The sequence below is a fragment of the Halobacteriovorax vibrionivorans genome, assembly GCF_003346865.1.
GTDB classification, from domain to species: Bacteria; Bdellovibrionota; Bacteriovoracia; order Bacteriovoracales; family Bacteriovoracaceae; genus Halobacteriovorax_A; species Halobacteriovorax_A vibrionivorans.
Genome location: NZ_QDKL01000001.1, coordinates 265,292 through 282,753, shown reverse-complemented (window position 1 = coordinate 282,753; position 17,462 = coordinate 265,292). Strand labels below are relative to the sequence as shown.

Below are 17,462 nucleotides of genomic sequence, written 5' to 3'. Positions count from 1 at the left end.
TCTAGTAACTTATATAAGTGTAGAGAATAGTTTTAAACTTGCAAAGTTTTTAAATACTCTTTGACGTCAGCTTGTGCGCTAAGGAAATATTTTTTTTCGAGAACTAGAGAGTTTGCAATATAGCTTATCTCGTTACTTTCAACGCGATCAACTTCACCATCGGCAGCAGCAATTGCAAATAAGGCTTTTAATACTTTATATCTTTCATTTTGTGAGAGAATATCCACAAGTGGTGTACAATAACTTCTAGTATCGAGACCAGAAAGTTGTTTCATCATTTTTATTGAATATTCAGTGACGTGTTTTGCTTCGTCTTCTGTAAGATTTGTTACATCTCGTAGTATTTTTTCCATTTCGCTTTTTTCGCGTTGGCAAACATTGAAATCAGTATAGGCAATACGAGCAAGTAGTCCAGCGAAACAAGAGAGAATGACGAGGCGCTCTTCATCCATGTGAGGAAAAGTGCTATTGAGGAAGTCGTGAATATCATTAATTGAATCTGTTTTCTTATTTTGTTTAAAGAAGTCGAAGAAGTTCATAAGTGACCTTTTTTAGTGATTTTTCAGTCGTATACTCCTTGAAAAGATTAGCACACATAAGCGATAATAGAAAAGAAAGAAAAATCATTGATGAAGTGGAGAAGATAATTTGAATTTTAAAAAAGACGCTAATATTGACATGAGTATTTTTACTCCCATCTTTAGTACTGAAGAGGATGGGGATATTGCTGTAGCTGATAAAGTTAGAGTAAAAAAGCCATCAAAATATCATGTCGTACTTCATAATGATGATTATACGACGATGGAATTTGTTATTTGGATATTGATGCATATTTTCAATCGAAGCCAAGAAGAGGCGATGAAGATTATGCTTGATGTTCACAATAATGGCCGCGGAGTTTGCGGCACATATTCCTATGAAGTGGCCGAGACTAAGATGAACAAGGTGCTCTCGGAGGCCAAGAAAGAAGGTCATCCACTATTATGTACCGTTGAGCCTGAATAGGCACAGGAGCAAAGAAAATGATGTCAAAAAAACTTGAAACCATCATTAACGAATCGATCCAAAGGGCGAATACTCTTAGGCATGAATATCTGACATTAGAAAATGTTCTTCTCTCCTTATTATCTGATGAAAATGTGAGAGAGATCATCGAATATTGTGGTGGTAATCTTGATGAAATGGAGAGTGAACTCAATGAGTTTATTCACGATGAATCAAACTTTAGTATTCTAACGGAAGATCAAATCGATTCTTTATCAAAACAACAATTTGTTAATGATGAACTGAGAGAATTAGCACGAGAAAATGGGATCACATATCAACCAGAGATCTCCATGTCTCTACAGAGAGTTATTCAAAGAGCTGCTATCCATGTTCAATCAAGTGGGAAAAGCCAGATCTTAGGAGTAAATCTTCTTGTTTCACTATTCCAAGAGAAAGAAAGCTTCGCTCTTTACTCTCTTCAGAAGCAGGGAATTGAAAGATTTGATGTCGTGAAAGCGATTTCTCATGGATTGAGCTCAGATGATGAAGAAGGTGGAGAAGAAATTCCTCGAATTGAATATGTTGAAGGTGAGGATGTCTCATCAAGATCTAAGAAAGGAGACTCATTTCTTGCAAAGTTTACAATTAATTTAAATGAGCAAGCACGTGAGAACAGAATTGATCCTTTAGTTGGAAGAGAAGAAGAGGCATTGAGAATTGTTCAAATTCTATGTCGTCGACGTAAGAATAACCCTCTTCTTGTTGGTGAAGCAGGTGTTGGTAAGACCGCCATTGTTGAAGGCCTAGCTCAGAGAATTGTTGAAGAAGATGTTCCAGAAGTGTTAAAGGGAACAACAATCTTTAATTTAGATATGGCAGCACTCGTTGCTGGTGCAAAATTTAGAGGTGATTTCGAGCAAAGAGTAAAAGGTGTTATTAAAGACCTTGAAAAGCTAGATAAAGATGGCAAAAAAGCGATTCTTTTTATCGATGAAATGCATACGGTTATGGGTGCCGGGGCAACATCTGGCGGAAGTATGGATGCATCAAACTTATTAAAGCCTGCTTTAAGTCGTGGAGTTGTACGTGTAATCGGGTCAACTACATATGCCGAACATCGTAAATTCATTGAAAAAGACCCTGCTTTTAATAGAAGATTCCAAAAAATTGATATTGATGAACCATCAAATGAAGACACAATTGCAATTTTAAAGGGATTAAAGCCGAAGTTTGAAACTTATCATGGTGTAAAGATCTCTGATAATGTCATAAAAGAAGCAGTTGCTCTAACTTCTCGTTACTTAATGGATAGGAAGAACCCTGATAAATCAATCGATGCTATCGATGAAGCAGGTGCTTTAAATCAAATTCGTCCTGAAAAGAAGAAGAAATCTTCAATTACTAAGAAAGATATCGAAGATGTTGTCGCAAAAATGGCAAATATCCCTAAGCTTACAGTTGAAACAACTGAAAAAGATAAGCTAAAAGACCTAAATAAGAACCTTAAAATGCTTATTTTTGGCCAAGATCATGCTGTTGATGAAGTATCACAAGCAATTTACATGGCAAAATCAGGTTTAGGAGATGAAGGAAAGCCTATTTCAAGCTTCCTTTTTGCTGGACCTACTGGTGTTGGTAAGACTGAATTAGCAAAACAACTAGCAAATCAGTTAGGTTGTCATCTAGAACGCTTCGATATGTCTGAATATATGGAAAAACATTCAGTCAGTAAGCTAATTGGTTCGCCTCCAGGTTATGTTGGCCATGATCAAGGTGGACTTTTAACGGATGCTGTTAAGAAAAACCCACATTCTGTGTTACTTCTTGATGAAATAGAGAAAGCACATGTTGATATCTATAATATCCTTCTTCAGGTAATGGATCATGGGTCATTAACAGACTCCCAAGGAAGAACGACTGACTTCACAAACACAGTGATAATCATGACTACGAACGCTGGGGCCAAGGAAATGGACAGTGGAGCAATCGGTCTTGCCAAGACTTCTGCAAAGAATACAGGTAAGCGAGATCAGACCATAAAGAACTTTTTTAGCCCTGAATTTCGTAACCGTTTAGATGGAATTGTCCATTTTGATAAACTTTCTACTGAGTACATTGTTAAGATTGTTGAAAAATTCGTTTCTCAACTAGAAATGAAGTTAGCAGCTAAGAATATTGAGATCGTTTTAACAGAAAAAGCAAAAATCTGGCTTGCTGAAAACGGTTTTGATGAAAAAATGGGGGCAAGACCAATTGCTCGAATCATTGATCAGAAGCTTAAGAAGCCAATTTCAACAGAGGTTTTATTCGGTAAACTTACTCAAGGTGGAAAGATTGAAGTTACAGTTGAAGATGATGAGCTAAAACTTCTTTTTTAATCTTTTTATTCATTAAATACTTCCCAAATACATACTTTTAAAAATTGCGAAACTGCCCTGAAAGGGCAGTTTTTGCTTCTTTTTTGAAAAAAAATGAAAAAAAATTTCAGTTAATTTTTTTGTAAACTCAAAGTTGTAACTAACGTCTATAACTTGTTTTTCAAGTTTTTATGTTTTTTGAAAAAGCCGTGCTGTCGGCTTGTTTCGCTGTTTTCTTTAAAAATAATTTAAAGTAATTTCCAAATTAATCCGAAGTTAAAAAAGAACATAGGGAAATAAAAAAGATACTTATGCTAATCAAAATGTTATTTTTTGTTTGCACACAAATAAAATAATGTTTACCATAAATATAAGTATTGAAAAAACCAGGAGGATGTCAATGGCAGTTAAAAAGAAAACTACTAAAAAGACAACTAAGAAAAAAGTAGCTAAAAAAGCTACAAAAAAGAAAGTAGCTAAAAAGGCTACAAAGAAAAAAGTAGCAAAGAAAAAAGCTACAAAAAAGAAAGTTACTAAGAAAAAAGCTACAAAGAAAAAAGTAACTAAGAAAAAAGCAACAAAGAAAAAAGTAGCAAAGAAAGCAACTAAGAAGAAAGTAGCTAAGAAAAAAGCAACTAAGAAGAAAGTTGCTAAGAAAAAAGCTACTAAGAAGAAAGTAGCTAAGAAAAAAGCAACTAAGAAGAAAGCTACTAAGAAAAAAGCAACAAAGAAGAAAGTAGCAAAGAAAAAAACTACTAAGAAAAAAGTAGCAAAGAAAGCAACTAAGAAGAAAGCTGCTAAAAAAGCTACAAAAAAGAAAGCAACAAAGAAAAAAGTAGCGAAGAAAACGACTAAGAAGAAAGCTACTAAGAAAAAAGTTGCAAAAAAGAAATAAGAACATTTATTCTTAATTCATAAAGGGCCCGCTATTTATAGCGGGCCTTTGCATTTCTGGGTCAATTTTACTTATCTCATTTACATTTCACTCAAAAACATCTAAAAAAAGACCATATTATCGCCAGATTTTATAGCTGATTCGGTAATAAAATTCTAATGATTTCAGTAGTTTATGGGATATTATCTCATAGCTTTTCGCTAGGTTTTATCGTAATTTCAGCTATTTATATACTAATGTTCAGGACTTTTGGCCCGTACTACTAGCGGCGTCTCTGGGCAAATGAGGTTTTTATGGAAAATCAGACTAACGAATTAAATTCTCCAAGTGGTTTAGGTGTAAGTAAGCAAAATCACATAGCAACATCATTCTTAGACGAAAATACTGGAGATCGTATCATTCGATTAGGTGATGTGGATTTTCCACCTCGTAAAGTTTGGATGAAAACTTACGGTTGTCAGATGAATTATCATGACACTGAAAGAATTCTTGCTCATTTAAAAAATCTCAATTTTTCACATACTGAAGATCTAGATGAAGCAAGTTTAGTACTTTTTAATACGTGTGCAGTAAGAGAACTTGCAAATAATAAGTTTTATTCACAATTAGGTGAGTTGAAACACTTAAAAAAGAAGAAAGGTGAAGAATTAGTTGTTGGAGTAGGCGGTTGTGTTGCCCAAACTGAAGGAAAGGATCTTGTAAAAAAATTCAAACACCTGAATTTTGCTTTTGGCCCAGACACTATTGATACAATTAACGATATGGTTTACCGAACTTATGCAGGAGATAATAAGTTTTCCGTTAATACTTGGGACCGCTCTTCTAATTTTTCAATTGAAACAAAGATTAATCACGGAACACCACAGGCATTTGTTAATATTATCAAAGGCTGTGACAAATATTGTACTTATTGTATCGTTCCTTATACACGTGGTCGCGAACGTTCTAGAAAGCAGGCCGAAATTGTTGAGGACGTAAGAAGACTCGTTGAATATCAAGGAATTCAAGAGGTTATGCTTCTTGGTCAGAACGTAAACTCGTTTGGAAAAGAAAATGGAGAGCGTATATCTGATCTAATTATGGAATTAGATCAAATTAATGGCCTAGAAATTCTAAGATATACGACTTCACACCCATATGATGTAAGTGATGATCTTATCGCTGCTCATGGTGAAGCTAAGAAATTATCAAAGCACTTACACCTACCTGTTCAATCAGGTTCAAATACTGTACTTCAAAGAATGAATCGTGAGTACACGAAAGAACATTACCTTGGTCTATTAGAGAAACTTCGTAAGGCCCAGCCAGAAATCGTTCTTTCTACTGATATTATCTGTGGATTTGTAAATGAAACAGATGAAGAACATAAAGAAACACTAGATCTACTTGAGAAAGCTCAATTTGATTTCATCTATTCTTATGTCTACTCTCAAAGAAGTAAGACTCGTGCAGCTAAGATGGAAGACTTCTTAACACAAGAAATTAGAAAATCTCGATTGCATGAAGTTCAGGCTTTCCAACTTTCTATCCAGGAAAAGATCCGCTCTACAATGGTTGGAAAGACGTATCGTGTTCTTGTAGAAGGGGCAAATACAATGAAAGGTGAGACTAAGTGGAAGGGGAGAACGAATTGTAATCGCGTGATTCACTTCAAGGGACCAGAAGATCTTAATCTAAAATGGCACTGGGTTGATGTGAAATGTATCAGTACAACAGCTCTTTCATGTCAGGGTGAACTTCTTCAAGACTTAGGAAGACGCTTACAATAGCCCGAAATAACAAGGGTTTGGAGTTCTTTGCCTAAATGACTATTAGTGAGCTTTAAAGTTGTAAGATATCTATGAGGATATTTTATGATTAAAAAGACGTTAATTAAGTATTTTATTTTAAGCTTTATAACTTCACTTTCCTTTGGAATGACTGAGCTTGATCTCGATTTCAATTATAATAAGAATATTTTGGGCTCAAATAGAGAGTCCTTTGATCGAACAAGAACTTATGCAGGCTCTTTAACTTTCTATTTTCTAACCTATACAGGAATAGAATTTAATATCGCCCATTCCGAGAATGAAATCTATGGAAAGTATGACAATAGTGGTGTTAGTTCAGGCCTTGTTATTCAAAATGAGACAACTAATATCGAAACTCGTAGTTATGGAATAGGGATAAGGCAGGCTTTTTCAAGTCGAAAGTCTTTTATACAACCTCTCTTATCTCTTGGCTGGAGTCATCAAGAATATACTTTAAAATCAAGAACACTTGTTACAGATCTTGATACATCCACTGATTACCTAATTGAATCTCAGGAAGATAAGACAAAATATAGTGCCATGTTTGCTGCCTTTGCGTTAAAATTTAGATTAACACGATTCATTTCATTAAAAGGGTCTGTTAAAACTGTATTTCGTGCCTTTGAATTTGAAGAAGCACGAGATCAACTCTCATATAACGCTGGGATCTCATGGATTTTTTAAGACTTGGACTGCTTCTTACGATTACGACCTCTTTTATATCATGTGCAAAAATAAGCTATTTAACAGAGCAGGGGATAGGACAAGTTGATATCTTATGGAGCGCACGAGATAATAAAGACGTTCTTTTGGATCCCAAAGTAAAGCCTGAGTATAAAGAAAAAATCAAGAAAATCGAAACTTACAAAAAGTATTTTTATAATTACTGGGATAAAAAGCCAACAGAGATCTATTCACAAACAACTCTACTTAAAACTCGTGCCGTAACTTATTTAGTTATAGCTTCAAGACCAAATGAAGTTAAGCCTCGCAAAGAATGTTTTGCTTTTTATGGATGTTTTCCTTATCTGGGGTTTTTCAAAGAAAGCTCAGCTAGAGAATTTGCACGTGAGTTGGAAGAATCGGGTTACGAAACCTATGTGAGAGATGTGCTGGCATACTCAACCTTAGGAAACTTTGATGACCCAATTCTATCTTCATTCTTTGAGTATGGAAGATATAGTTTAACTGAAACTATTTTTCATGAACTATTTCATACAATCTTCTTTGTTAAGAATGAAGTGGACCTCAATGAGAATCTCGCTAATTACTTTGGTAAACAGATGCTTATTGAGTATTACAAAGATGACCCAAAGCTAGATGAATACTTAAAGAATCTGAAACTGAATTCAAAACTTAAGGCTTCAATTACTGAACACGCTAAGAAACTTAAAGAAATTCTTCGTAGCAGTGAAGATTGGCAGGCCAAGAAAGACCAATACCTAAATGAGACGATGCCTCGTGAGCTAGAAGAGCTATGCCTAGAGCTTAACGCCAAGAAGTGCTGGCCAAAGAAAATGAAGTGGAATAGTGCATCTCTTGCAGCATTTATGACTTATGAAAAGAGCCTGTCCTATATTGAAGACTACGCTCAAAAGTTTCAAGGTGATCTTAGAAAGCTATTGGCCGATATTGAAGCAAAGTATCAAAAGTTTGAAGATATCGATACTGAGTTAAGTTTTGAAGAGTATCTATTTAAAAATAATTCCAAATAATGAAATAAATGCTATCTTCTAATTATGAAGCATATATTCTTTATCGATCCAATTGAGAAATTAGTCACAAAAAAAGATTCCACTATTCTTATGGCCTTAACGGCACAAGAAAAAGGAAACGAAGTCTTTGTTTTATTTGAAGATGACTTCTACATTAAAAATGTAGGTCAGGTTAGCTTTGATTGTTATAAAATCACTGGTGACATCAATGAAAACTTCTACATTGAAAACTTCCAAGTAAATGAGAAAGAAAAGGTAACTCTATCTCATGAAGTAATACTTCATATGCGAATTGATCCACCATATGATTCACGCTATCAGCGATATTTATGGATGCTCGACTTTTTAGAAAGTAAGACAGCTGTTCAGGTTAAAAATAATCCAATTGGAATTATGAAACATAATGAAAAGCTAGAAGCTTACTTATTAGAAAATAGTCTTGAGAGCTATGTTGGAACGTCATTAAATGGAGTGAAGAGCTTCGTTGAAAAAATTAGCGCGCAAGGCGTACGAGAATTGATTTTAAAGCCTCTTGATCTTTATCAGGGAATAGGTGTTGAAAAAATCAGTGTAAACGAGCTAGAGGCTAAATTTAAGGCCAAATGCGATGAGTTTAAAGGCCCAGTTGTTGTGCAACAATTTGATGAGTCAGTTTACGCTGGCGAAATTCGCTCAATATTCTATCGTGCAAAAGAGATTGGAACAATCTTGAAGGTTCCACAAGAAGGTGAGTACCTGGCCAATATTGCACAAGGTGCTAAGTATTCTGCTGTGGACTTAGATCCAAAAGTTAAAAACGAGTGTGAAGAAGTTTGTAAGAAGCTTATGAATGACGGAGTAGACTTAGTCGCCTTTGATATTTTAGGAAATCGTTTATCTGAAGTTAATGTGACATGTCCAGGTCTAATGGTGGAGGTTTCTTCTGCTATGAAAAGAAACCTCGTACTTGATTTATTTTAAGAAGTTTAGAATTACATTCTAGGTGCAGATGGTGGAAAGTCTTTTGTGTAATCAGTTGAGAACTGAAGATCAAAAGAAACACAATCATTTTGCCAAACAGAAGACATCTGGCAATATCCAGCAATCGCTGGATCATCACTGCTATAGCCTTGATTTAGATAGTATTGGCATGACCAATCCCATTGAACGTCAAGAACGTCAATAACAACAGGTCCTGCAGTATTTGGAATATAGCTTCCTGAAAATTCTTTAACTTTTGAAACTTTATCAGTGGCAATATCGCCGAAAGTAACAGTTCGGTAACTACAAGTACCGCTTTCACTTCTAATACATAATTTAATTTTAAGTTTTTCATATGGTTGAGGGTTGTAATGACATTTTACCCCATAAGAGTCCATTGTTCCTTGGGCAGGAGCTTGTCTTGGACGAACACGAATATTTAAACGAGAGTCAGTATAGAGAATGAGTTGTCCATCACCAAGGCTTGTTGAAGACCACCAAGCGTTTGATCCATTTACACGAGAGTTACCGTGAAGAGTAATTCCTTCGATTGTATAGAAATCTTGTGTCTGACCACCATCGGCCACTCCACCTTCATTACCATCTCCATAACCATCACCTGGAGTTGTATCTTCATTATTTCCATTATCACCCGAACCTGAGTCGTCTCCCCAGTCTGTGCCACCGTTATTCCAACCATTGTCTGAGCCACCAGATCCACCCCAGCCATTACCTGTGCTTGAGTTGTAATCAGCTCTTTTATTTGTAGGCTGGACGCAACTAACTAAGGTTAGTAACGCGATTGCAGTGATAAAAGTAAACTTTTTCATGTTATCCTCGTTCTTACATTTCCTCACTATTTTATCGGTAATTCATTGAATATACTTTAATCTTCATATAAGTAGCGAAAATTGCTATGGCATTTTTCCTAAAGATTGCTAAAATTAAATTGTGTTAGTTAGAAAAGAAATTATACGTAAATTAGTGGATCAATATTATCAGGTAGCAAACTACCTAATTGAAGATCAGCTTCAGGCCATGCAATTAATTATTGATGTTGCAACAGGGGCCAGTGAAGAAGATGAAAGCTTCCTGTATAAGATTGATAATGATTATTTTGAGAGGCAATTTCTCTTACGTTTAATTTCTCTTGCAACTAAAAGGTCACAGCAGACAAAGACAAAAGGGAAGCTCCTTAATCATGTAAAGAAAAAAGCCTGTATTTATCTTTTCGAAATTCGAGGGGAGAGTGTCGATAATATCGCAATGGTTTTAAATATTTCACATCAAGAAGTCCTGGCCTATATCGATCATATACAAATGAACTTTGCTACGGCACAAGAGAGAGATAATGGACGCCCACTTAACTAATTTAAATAAAGCTCGATCACAGTGTTTCTTTGCTAAAAAGATGACTTATTTTGAAAGTTCAGACTTTGTTCACAATGAAGAGCATTTATCTAATTGTGAAGACTGCCGTTTAAAAATAGCTCAATTTGATCTACAAAAAGAATTAATATTAAAGGACTTTGCAGGTTTTGCGGCGGATGAGGAAATATCTCAGGCCTTAGAAGCAGAGCTTGAAGAAATTATTCCGAATATCACAAGTGATGATTCACAGATGACATTACCAAAAAGAACTTACTCTCTTTCTGTGAAGGATTTTTTTGTATTTTTAATTTTTGGAATACCTCGAAAGATACAGCTTTTTGTTGTAGCTTCTTTAATCCTAGCGGCGTGTATTTACTGATAAAGAGAAGATCGCATAATACTTTCCATCTTCATCTTTTAGGTCTTTTACAATATTAGGAATCTTATTCATTTTACCTAAAGCATTTTCAAAGATCTTATGAATATCATCGTCTTCTGAAGACTCTAGGATCTTTACAATCTCTGCATTTCCTAACTCATCGTAGCGAACGACGGCCTTAAGTTTTTGAGCACTCGCATTACGAAGAGAGTTTTCAACATAAGGTCTCTCGTTGATTCGATTTCGAACTGATATTTGTACAGAGTTAATGTATTGAGTTGCTACACGTTTATAGAATGCGTAAAAAACTTTCTCAAACTCATTGAGTTCATCAGGGCTTATTCCCTTTGGAGGGAGAAAAGTTACTGAGGCACCTTGAATAGTATCAAGCTGCTTAGACCAATTTGCACTTTTAAAGCTTTCTTGTGAGATCTTCTTTTGAATATATTGATTTCTTTGAATTGAGCCTCTTTTTTGCAATTCAAGAACTTCTTTTTCTTTCTTCTTAGAAATTGCTGCACGAGAGCTTTTTACTTGCTGATCAACTTTTTTGAAATCGTTCTTACTGTAGGCGAGTTGACCGAAGAGGTTATTATTATCTTGGGCCTTCTTCACACCAAGCTTTCTTACATCAACCTGTTTGAACTTAACTTTTAAGGGCCTTTCTTGCACTAACTTCTGATCGCTATCATCATTGATGACATAGCCTAGCAAAATAGCATGCAGCAAGAGCGAAAATAGAGTAGCAACATAAAGGTTGATCATATTTCTCCAGTGAAATCTTAATGATTTCTCATAATATTCTAGCATTTTAGTCCGTTGGGGACAAAAATTTCCCTTAAAACTGGTAAAAATTGTCTACTCTTTCATCTGGACTAATGAATAGGTAGAATTAAAGTGTGGTAAAGCCACTGCTGTAAATGAATTACGTAATTTTAAGGACTTATGGATGAGTAAACCTGTTAAATACAAATTTTCAAAGGCAAGAGTCGCAATCTTGGCCGTATCTTCGATCTCAATATTGACCATTGCTTATATGCTAAGCGGTGTTTCAAACAAATATAAGTTGGTATCAACAATCCAAAATGGAATTCAAATATGTAGTACTCGTGTTCAGCAAACGTATACAGCAGCGGTTGCAGGTGACATGAATTCAACTTATATGGACAGCAATTTCACTTCTCAAACAGGAGAGTGCTTTGCCCAAGTTACAGATTTAATGAATGAGTACGGTAAGTTCTCTTCAGCTATTATAAAGAAGTTCAATACAGTAAGTTCAAATGTTCACTGGTTCCATGAGAGTCTTAGAAGTACAGGAAAAGGGTTTTCTGTAACAGATCAGAACTTCTCAAAGAATATTGATGAAAAATACTCTCAATTTGAAGATGCTGCTGATGCAGGATCAATTCTGATTGAAAATCATGTTGAAACAATTTCTTCTTCTTTATCAAATATTAAATTATCACTTGCTCTTATAGCGGCCGTTTTCCTCTTTACTTTTGTTTGGGAAGGAGTATTTAGAAAAATTGTTCTAAGACGCCGTAAGGAATTAGAAGATGAAGCTTTAAGTTTACTAATGCTTAATCAAGATGAGAATTTTGATGAAATCGAAAGTGTAATAATGAATGCGTTAGAGCTTAATGAAATGAAGCATTGCTCAAAGCTTTATTCTGCACAAAAGCAGAGTTTTAGAAAAGAGAAGAGAAAGTCTACAATTTCAGCTAATGAAAATAAGACTTTTGGAATGCTTCTTTCTAATGATGATGCAGATGCAAAAGAAGTGGCCGATGAAATTTGGTCAATGAGTGAAGATAGTAACGCTCAAGAAAGTGAGAAGAATCTTGATGAGTCAAATGTTCCAATGGTTAAAAGTTGTGAAATCTCATCTGTTAATCGCTTTATCGCTTGTAAAGTCCAAGATCAATTCAAAGACCAAGGAATTGAGTTTTCAATCGATACTCAAGAGAGAGAAATTCTTGGTGAACGTGAAACAATTGAACAAATCCAATACAGTATCCTTACAGATGCTGCCAAAAATACTTTAAAAGCTTCTGAGGAGAGTGAAGAAAAAACTCTTCAAAAAGTTGAAGTTCAAGGGAAAACTCTAGGAGCTATCTACTACTTAAGTATTTCATCTTATGGTGATAATAAGAGTGGGGTAGAGCTTGAAACTTCTGTGCAAATTGTAAGAGAACTTTTAAAAGACATCTCTGGGCGTCTTGAACTAGCAAACCTTTACAATGATGATCTTCAACCAGTTGGACGAAAGTATAAGCTTATTTTTAAGACGAAAGATATCAATCAAGTTGCGCTTCAAGAAAAGAAAGAAGAGCCTAAGAGTGAAGAGTCTAATAAAAAGGTTACTCGCATTGAAAAAGGTACAAAGCGCGAAATTATGCAACGCCTGATGTAGTTTTAGAACTCGCGTTTTTTAAGACTTTTAATCGAAACTAATTTTCCAATTTCATTTAAGATACTGAGGTAATTTTCATTTGAGTAGTCATCAGTGACTACCAAGTGAAATACCTCTTTGTACTCTGGTCTCTTTGTAGCAAAGAAGTAGTCAAAGATAATATCTGCAAGCATATGAGAGACTTTTCTTGCTGTTTTATGAAGTTGATAAATATCTAGGCCTTTAAGCTCATCATTAATAATTACTTTCTTATTACAAAGCTTTTTACAGGCTTTAAATACTTGCTGATCACTCTTTTTGATATTTCGATTGGCGCGGGCCATGTACTGAAAGTCTTTATACATATTACATTTTCTATATGGATTAAAAAGCTTAGAGCAGAAGTAGGCACTGATGTAATTATGGATTAAATAAACAAATAGTCCGGTACGATCGCGTTTATTAAAGAACTCTAAGATTTCCTTATCAGGTACTTTAAGCTTTGCCTGATAAATATGAATTCCAGCTAAGTAAGAGATACGATTAACAGAATAGCTAGAGCAATAATAGGCTTTTTTTCCTGGAAGTTTGAACGTTTTACCGTGTTCAATAAGCTTTTTGTAAAAAGACTGGGCCTTCTTTGATTTTACCTTTGAAATTGTTGTTTTAACTCTTTTTAGGTTTTGTTGATCAAAGATACGAAAGTCTTCAAGTTCTCCAATTGCAATATCGAGATCGAGAGTATTGTTGATCTCATGACAAAAGTAGGCGAAGTTATCAACGATATTATCTGAAAACTTAAGTGTTCCTGTTTCGATGATATATTCGTGAATATCAAAATTGGGATCATCAGCTAAGTGCTCATACCAATAGATTTGCGACTCATACTTTAGCCATGGAGGAGAGTTTACGAGAACAAACTCTCTTAAGTTATATTTTACAATTTGATCTGACCTGAGTTTTCCTTTTTTAACAAGTTGCCAGTAAACTTCGTCAGTATTTTGATGAATAATAGTTTGAACGACGTTCTTTTTATTGAGATCAAAAACTTTTTGAGGAAGTTTATTTGGTACGATATGTAGCTCTCCAAATAAGATGAGGAGCTTATGATCAGGGTTTTCCTTGTGGTATCGGGTAATGGTCTTGGCCGCTTGGTTGTCTCTTTGGTTGAGATTTCCTTTTGTATTAAGGGCGATAATTGGAATATTGTGTTTCTTAGCAATTTCAAAAAAGATCTTGTAATAGGTCCATGGAAAGCGCCAAGAGTTCTTATAGTTAATAGACTCGAGAAACTCTAATTCCGTAATAGCACCTCTTAAAAACGAATCGATAAAGAATTGATGATTGATATGGATAAATTCCACACCAATAGCAAATTGGTAATCATTCTTTGCTAGGATACGAATGATTCTCTCAAGGTTACGTGTACTCTGATCAAAGGTGTGAAAGTCTCCAAGATAAATAATGTCTGAAGTATCAATTGATTGGTAGAGTTGATTGATTGTAGATGACTCAAACTCACGGCGAGCATAGCGTTGTTGATCAGTTCGATACTTCTTTAATAGCTTTGAGGGCTCTCCTTCAAGAGAGTTAGCTTTATTTTTAAAATATCGATAGATATTCCAATGAGTTTCATCGACCCTAAGTTGCATAAGTCTATGATATCACTAGTTATTTATTTGACCAATAATTATATTATTTAGAGTCGTGCTAATGAGTTGATATGTCTCGTTCACTTCCTTGGCCACTTGGTCCTGAGCACTTAAGACAGCATTTAATTCTTGTGCACTTGGTACTTCAAGAGACTGAAGTATTGTTGAGATTGCAGTACCTTTGGCACTTGAAAGAATGAATTGAATGAACTTGAGAAGTTGTTGATCACCATGCAACTTGATGATTTCAACGTCATTTGAAACTAGCTTTAAGAAAGTAGTATGTTCACTTTTTTCCAGAATTGCACTTGTCAGAGGTAAGTGTACCTGGCTTCTGTCACTCATAAGTGTTTCAAGGTATACATCTTGATTATTTGGGTAAATTTGAAATTTTGGTAATTCAACAATTCTTTGAATCAGCGATGGGTTCGTGAAGTCATAATTTGCTTGAATCTTTCCACTTGAGATCTGATCACTATAATTTCCAATGATAATCTTTAAGTGAGAAAGGATACAGCTTGTATGCCATGGCCATTTTTTCGATAGAAGATTGATCGTATCAATCTTGTTACTAAAGAGCTGTTTATATGTAGCGAAGCTTAAGCTTATAATTGAATCTCTTGAAAGAGTAATGTCTTGAAGTGATTCAATATGGTAGTCCGGTAGAAACTCAGTGCGTTCTAGGAATTTTGGAATCAGCATTGCATTGAGTTTCGCTTTTGTTTTCTTTAGTCCACCATTAAAAGTCAGCTGAGTAATTTGCTTACCAATTGTAGTCTTAAAGAACTCCCTAAATAAGTTGATATTTAAGTTTGAGATCTTTGGTAGAAGACCGAAATACTGGAAGTAAGCATAACCGTATTCTTCAACTTTTGCTTTTAAAGAGTCAATTGAAGTTAGCTCAAGTTTTATGTCATTCTCATTAGTGAAGTCTACAATTAGTAGGTAAGGGTAGCGCTCTTGAGGATTCATATTGAAACCAAGTAGGTCATAACCTTCTTCATCTCTTGAGTTTGATCGGTAATTAGATAGAGATTCAACACTGAAGAATTGATCAAATGGAATACAACTCTTAGTTAAATTCTTAAAATATTGTGGGTGAGTAATCTTGTCACTCTCACTATTATTACTTAATAGCTTTCCGTTAAGAATCGCATCTTGATGGAATTCAAATGATAATCCACATTTTGTTTCATTAGAAAATAGTGGAGCATCAATTGATTTCTTATTTGCAAATAATTTATCTAATTCTTCAACGAAGAAGTCGAATTTCGAGAAGTGAGTCAGATCACCGTTCATGTTAACTGTCAGGCAAGACTCTTTTAAAAGTGCTGAGTTAACATCTGGGTTTCCAAAGATATCAAGTTTGTTTTCAACAATTCTCTTAGAGAAGATATATAGGTAGCGAGGAATTTCTCCTTTACCTTTTAACCCTTCAAAGTTGATACGCATACGTAATTTGTATTGCTTTAACAGGGCCTCGTTCTTATTTGCATGAGAAGGAACAAATAGCTTCTGATTTGAGAAAACATACATATATCCACTATTAGATAGATGCTCACCATTTTGCATAATATTTGTAATTAGAAAGTGGTGTGGGTTCTTCTTTGGAATATTAACAAGGTTTACAAGAATTCTGTCGTAGATACTTTGTTCAACTTCTGTTGAATCGAGCAGAGAGAATTGTCCGCTAGCAGAGACTCTCGACTTATTAGACTTCTGTTTAAATAAAGAAACAATAAGAGAAATAGGATCCTTTTGCTGTTTCGGTGCTAAGTAAACAAGGAAAGTCATATATTGAATTTCTTGGAAGATCTTTAAGTATTGACCAGTAACGTAGTTATCACCACGGAATTCTGGGCAAATAACTTCTTGCCACATTTCATTTGAGTTATTCTCCTGAGCAATCCAGTGAGAAATTGTCAGTGAGTTTAAAAAGTCTCCAGTAAAGAGAGAACTTAGGCAATGTGGAGCATCATTGAAGCTAAAGTAACCATTGTGGTTTTCAATCCACTTTGGAAAATTAACAAGAAGATTATTAATCATTAAACCAAAGTTTCGGTTACTGAAAGCATGTGAATATTTATCTGTTTCGTTGTTAAATAGAACAACTTCTAATTCATTTGGAATTTCGTGATTTAAAACCTTAAAAAACTCTATTGGGTTTAAGTCTTTAAAGATTGAATTGAGCTCAACAATGCTGTCTCCAAAGTTTTCATTTGGCCTAAACCAGCTATATTCATTCGTCCCAAGGGCACGACTTGATAACTCTCTAGAGCTTGATACCTTAAAGATCTTACTTAAAGTTGAGTTTGGATTTAAGATTTCTTTCTTAGTTAATGTTTTAGAATAGAATGCACTCAGTTGGCTGATAAAGCGCACTTTTAAAATATAAACGCTAATAGAACGTAGGCAGTAGACCTTAAGAAACTCTTGAGTTAGCTCATAACTAGGAGCATTCTTATTATCGAGGTTCTCCCAGAACTGATTGAAGTCTGAAATACCCTCTGGATGAACTTTATTATACTTAGTGTAGTCTACGAATTCTTGGTAAAGAGACTGTCTAAGACTTCTATTACGTGAACGAAATGATTTAACCTGTGCTTTTGCTTCATCAAATAATTCAAAAACAATCTTTTTGAATTTTACACTTCCCTTAGTGAGTAAGCTTTCGCCTCTCCATTTTGGTAGGATATGCTCTGAAACAAGAAATTCACCGGCATTGATGCTTGGAAGTGAAGACTGAGCAGTGCTGGTTGCACCACTAGGCTGCTCTGAAGGAAAACTTTCCTTTTGAGCTACGCTTGGACCTTGGGTCTCAGCAATATTATTTATCAGCCAATTCTTAGCCGAAAATGATTCGTTCTTCACAGTGTTGTTGATTCCAAATTTTTTTTAATTCCCAGTAAAACCAAATTTTAAGCCAGACTAATTCCTTAACTTATCCATCGGAAAGTTAATTTT

At 34.9% G+C, this 17,462-nt stretch carries 15 protein-coding genes; 10 read left to right on the top strand and 5 right to left on the bottom strand.

Translation table 11 applies throughout. The features are described from left to right. Positions 1 to 32: 32 nt before the first annotated feature. Positions 33 to 539, bottom strand: a complete 507-nt coding sequence (locus DAY19_RS01400; RefSeq protein WP_114705399.1) for a tellurite resistance TerB family protein — start codon at positions 537 to 539, stop codon at positions 33 to 35. A gap of 109 nt (positions 540 to 648) precedes the next feature. On the opposite strand from DAY19_RS01400, the gene clpS reads away from it, so the two are divergent. The 7 genes from clpS (at position 649) to DAY19_RS01365 (ending at position 8,704) form a co-directional block, all read left to right on the top strand. After that, on the top strand, positions 649 to 1,005 hold the full coding sequence (gene clpS / locus DAY19_RS01395) for an ATP-dependent Clp protease adapter ClpS (RefSeq protein WP_240406482.1): 357 nt from the start codon (positions 649 to 651) through the stop codon (positions 1,003 to 1,005). A 17-nt stretch (positions 1,006 to 1,022) separates the two neighbouring features. Further along, positions 1,023 to 3,365, top strand: coding sequence for an ATP-dependent Clp protease ATP-binding subunit ClpA (gene clpA / locus DAY19_RS01390; protein ID WP_114705398.1), 2,343 nt, complete (start codon positions 1,023 to 1,025; stop codon positions 3,363 to 3,365). A gap of 379 nt (positions 3,366 to 3,744) precedes the next feature. Beyond that, positions 3,745 to 4,239, top strand: coding sequence for a histidine biosynthesis protein HisIE (locus DAY19_RS15500; RefSeq protein WP_158536732.1), 495 nt, complete (start codon positions 3,745 to 3,747; stop codon positions 4,237 to 4,239). A gap of 293 nt (positions 4,240 to 4,532) precedes the next feature. Beyond that, positions 4,533 to 6,008, top strand: a complete 1,476-nt coding sequence (gene miaB / locus DAY19_RS01380) for a tRNA (N6-isopentenyl adenosine(37)-C2)-methylthiotransferase MiaB (RefSeq protein WP_114705396.1) — start codon at positions 4,533 to 4,535, stop codon at positions 6,006 to 6,008. An 84-nt stretch (positions 6,009 to 6,092) separates the two neighbouring features. Further along, entirely contained in the window at positions 6,093 to 6,713 is a 621-nt protein-coding gene (locus DAY19_RS01375) for a hypothetical protein (RefSeq protein WP_114705395.1), read from the top strand. After that, entirely contained in the window at positions 6,701 to 7,744 is a 1,044-nt protein-coding gene (locus DAY19_RS01370; protein ID WP_114705394.1) for an aminopeptidase, read from the top strand. The genes DAY19_RS01375 and DAY19_RS01370 overlap by 13 nt, the downstream gene beginning before the upstream one ends. A 24-nt stretch (positions 7,745 to 7,768) precedes the next feature. Then, entirely contained in the window at positions 7,769 to 8,704 is a 936-nt protein-coding gene (locus tag DAY19_RS01365; protein WP_114705393.1) for an ATP-grasp domain-containing protein, read from the top strand. 11 nt (positions 8,705 to 8,715) lie between these two features. On the opposite strand, the gene DAY19_RS01360 is transcribed toward DAY19_RS01365, so the two are convergent. Beyond that, positions 8,716 to 9,534 carry a hypothetical protein gene (locus DAY19_RS01360; protein ID WP_114705392.1) on the bottom strand — a complete coding sequence of 273 codons (819 nt, stop codon included), beginning with the start codon at positions 9,532 to 9,534 and terminating at the stop codon, positions 8,716 to 8,718. 121 nt (positions 9,535 to 9,655) lie between these two features. On the opposite strand from DAY19_RS01360, the gene DAY19_RS01355 reads away from it, so the two are divergent. Together DAY19_RS01355 and DAY19_RS01350 are read left to right on the top strand one after the other, a co-directional pair. Continuing rightward, complete coding sequence (locus DAY19_RS01355; protein ID WP_133296857.1) at positions 9,656 to 10,075, top strand: hypothetical protein; 420 nt, start codon at positions 9,656 to 9,658, stop codon at positions 10,073 to 10,075. Further along, positions 10,056 to 10,454, top strand: coding sequence for a hypothetical protein (locus DAY19_RS01350; RefSeq protein WP_114705390.1), 399 nt, complete (start codon positions 10,056 to 10,058; stop codon positions 10,452 to 10,454). The genes DAY19_RS01355 and DAY19_RS01350 overlap by 20 nt, the downstream gene beginning before the upstream one ends. Here the strand turns inward: DAY19_RS01350 and DAY19_RS01345 are convergent. Beyond that, positions 10,434 to 11,219 (bottom strand): hypothetical protein, encoded by a 786-nt coding sequence (locus DAY19_RS01345; RefSeq protein ID WP_133296856.1) that lies wholly within the window; start codon positions 11,217 to 11,219, stop codon positions 10,434 to 10,436. The genes DAY19_RS01350 and DAY19_RS01345 overlap by 21 nt on opposite strands. A gap of 184 nt (positions 11,220 to 11,403) precedes the next feature. Here DAY19_RS01345 and DAY19_RS01340 point away from each other — a divergent pair, with 184 nt between their 5' ends. Then, a complete protein-coding gene (locus DAY19_RS01340) occupies positions 11,404 to 12,867 on the top strand; it encodes a hypothetical protein (RefSeq protein WP_114705388.1) in 1,464 nt (487 codons plus the stop codon). Between the two features lie 2 nt (positions 12,868 to 12,869). Here the strand turns inward: DAY19_RS01340 and DAY19_RS01335 are convergent, their stop codons facing one another. Together DAY19_RS01335 and DAY19_RS01330 are read right to left on the bottom strand one after the other, a co-directional pair. Then, positions 12,870 to 14,498 (bottom strand): ChaN family lipoprotein, encoded by a 1,629-nt coding sequence (locus DAY19_RS01335; protein ID WP_114705387.1) that lies wholly within the window; start codon positions 14,496 to 14,498, stop codon positions 12,870 to 12,872. 15 nt (positions 14,499 to 14,513) lie between these two features. Then, positions 14,514 to 17,369: a hypothetical protein gene (locus tag DAY19_RS01330; RefSeq protein WP_114705386.1), complete on the bottom strand. Its 2,856-nt coding sequence runs from the start codon at positions 17,367 to 17,369 to the stop codon at positions 14,514 to 14,516. Positions 17,370 to 17,462: the final 93 nt, after the last annotated feature.

Bases quoted from the DNA above. Each gene is read 5' to 3' on its own strand.
- DAY19_RS01340 (WP_114705388.1), top strand. From the start codon at position 11,404: ATGAGTAAACCTGTTAAATACAAATTTTCAAAGGCAAGAGTCGCAATC.
- miaB (WP_114705396.1), top strand. From the start codon at position 4,533: ATGGAAAATCAGACTAACGAATTAAATTCTCCAAGTGGTTTAGGTGTA.
- DAY19_RS01350 (WP_114705390.1), top strand. From the start codon at position 10,056: ATGGACGCCCACTTAACTAATTTAAATAAAGCTCGATCACAGTGTTTC.
- DAY19_RS01400 (WP_114705399.1), bottom strand. From the start codon at position 539: ATGAACTTCTTCGACTTCTTTAAACAAAATAAGAAAACAGATTCAATT.
- DAY19_RS01360 (WP_114705392.1), bottom strand. From the start codon at position 9,534: ATGAAAAAGTTTACTTTTATCACTGCAATCGCGTTACTAACCTTAGTT.
- DAY19_RS01365 (WP_114705393.1), top strand. From the start codon at position 7,769: ATGAAGCATATATTCTTTATCGATCCAATTGAGAAATTAGTCACAAAA.
- DAY19_RS01345 (WP_133296856.1), bottom strand. From the start codon at position 11,219: ATGATCAACCTTTATGTTGCTACTCTATTTTCGCTCTTGCTGCATGCT.
- DAY19_RS01370 (WP_114705394.1), top strand. From the start codon at position 6,701: ATGGATTTTTTAAGACTTGGACTGCTTCTTACGATTACGACCTCTTTT.
- clpA (WP_114705398.1), top strand. From the start codon at position 1,023: ATGATGTCAAAAAAACTTGAAACCATCATTAACGAATCGATCCAAAGG.
- DAY19_RS01375 (WP_114705395.1), top strand. From the start codon at position 6,093: ATGATTAAAAAGACGTTAATTAAGTATTTTATTTTAAGCTTTATAACT.
- DAY19_RS01335 (WP_114705387.1), bottom strand. From the start codon at position 14,498: ATGCAACTTAGGGTCGATGAAACTCATTGGAATATCTATCGATATTTT.
- DAY19_RS15500 (WP_158536732.1), top strand. From the start codon at position 3,745: ATGGCAGTTAAAAAGAAAACTACTAAAAAGACAACTAAGAAAAAAGTA.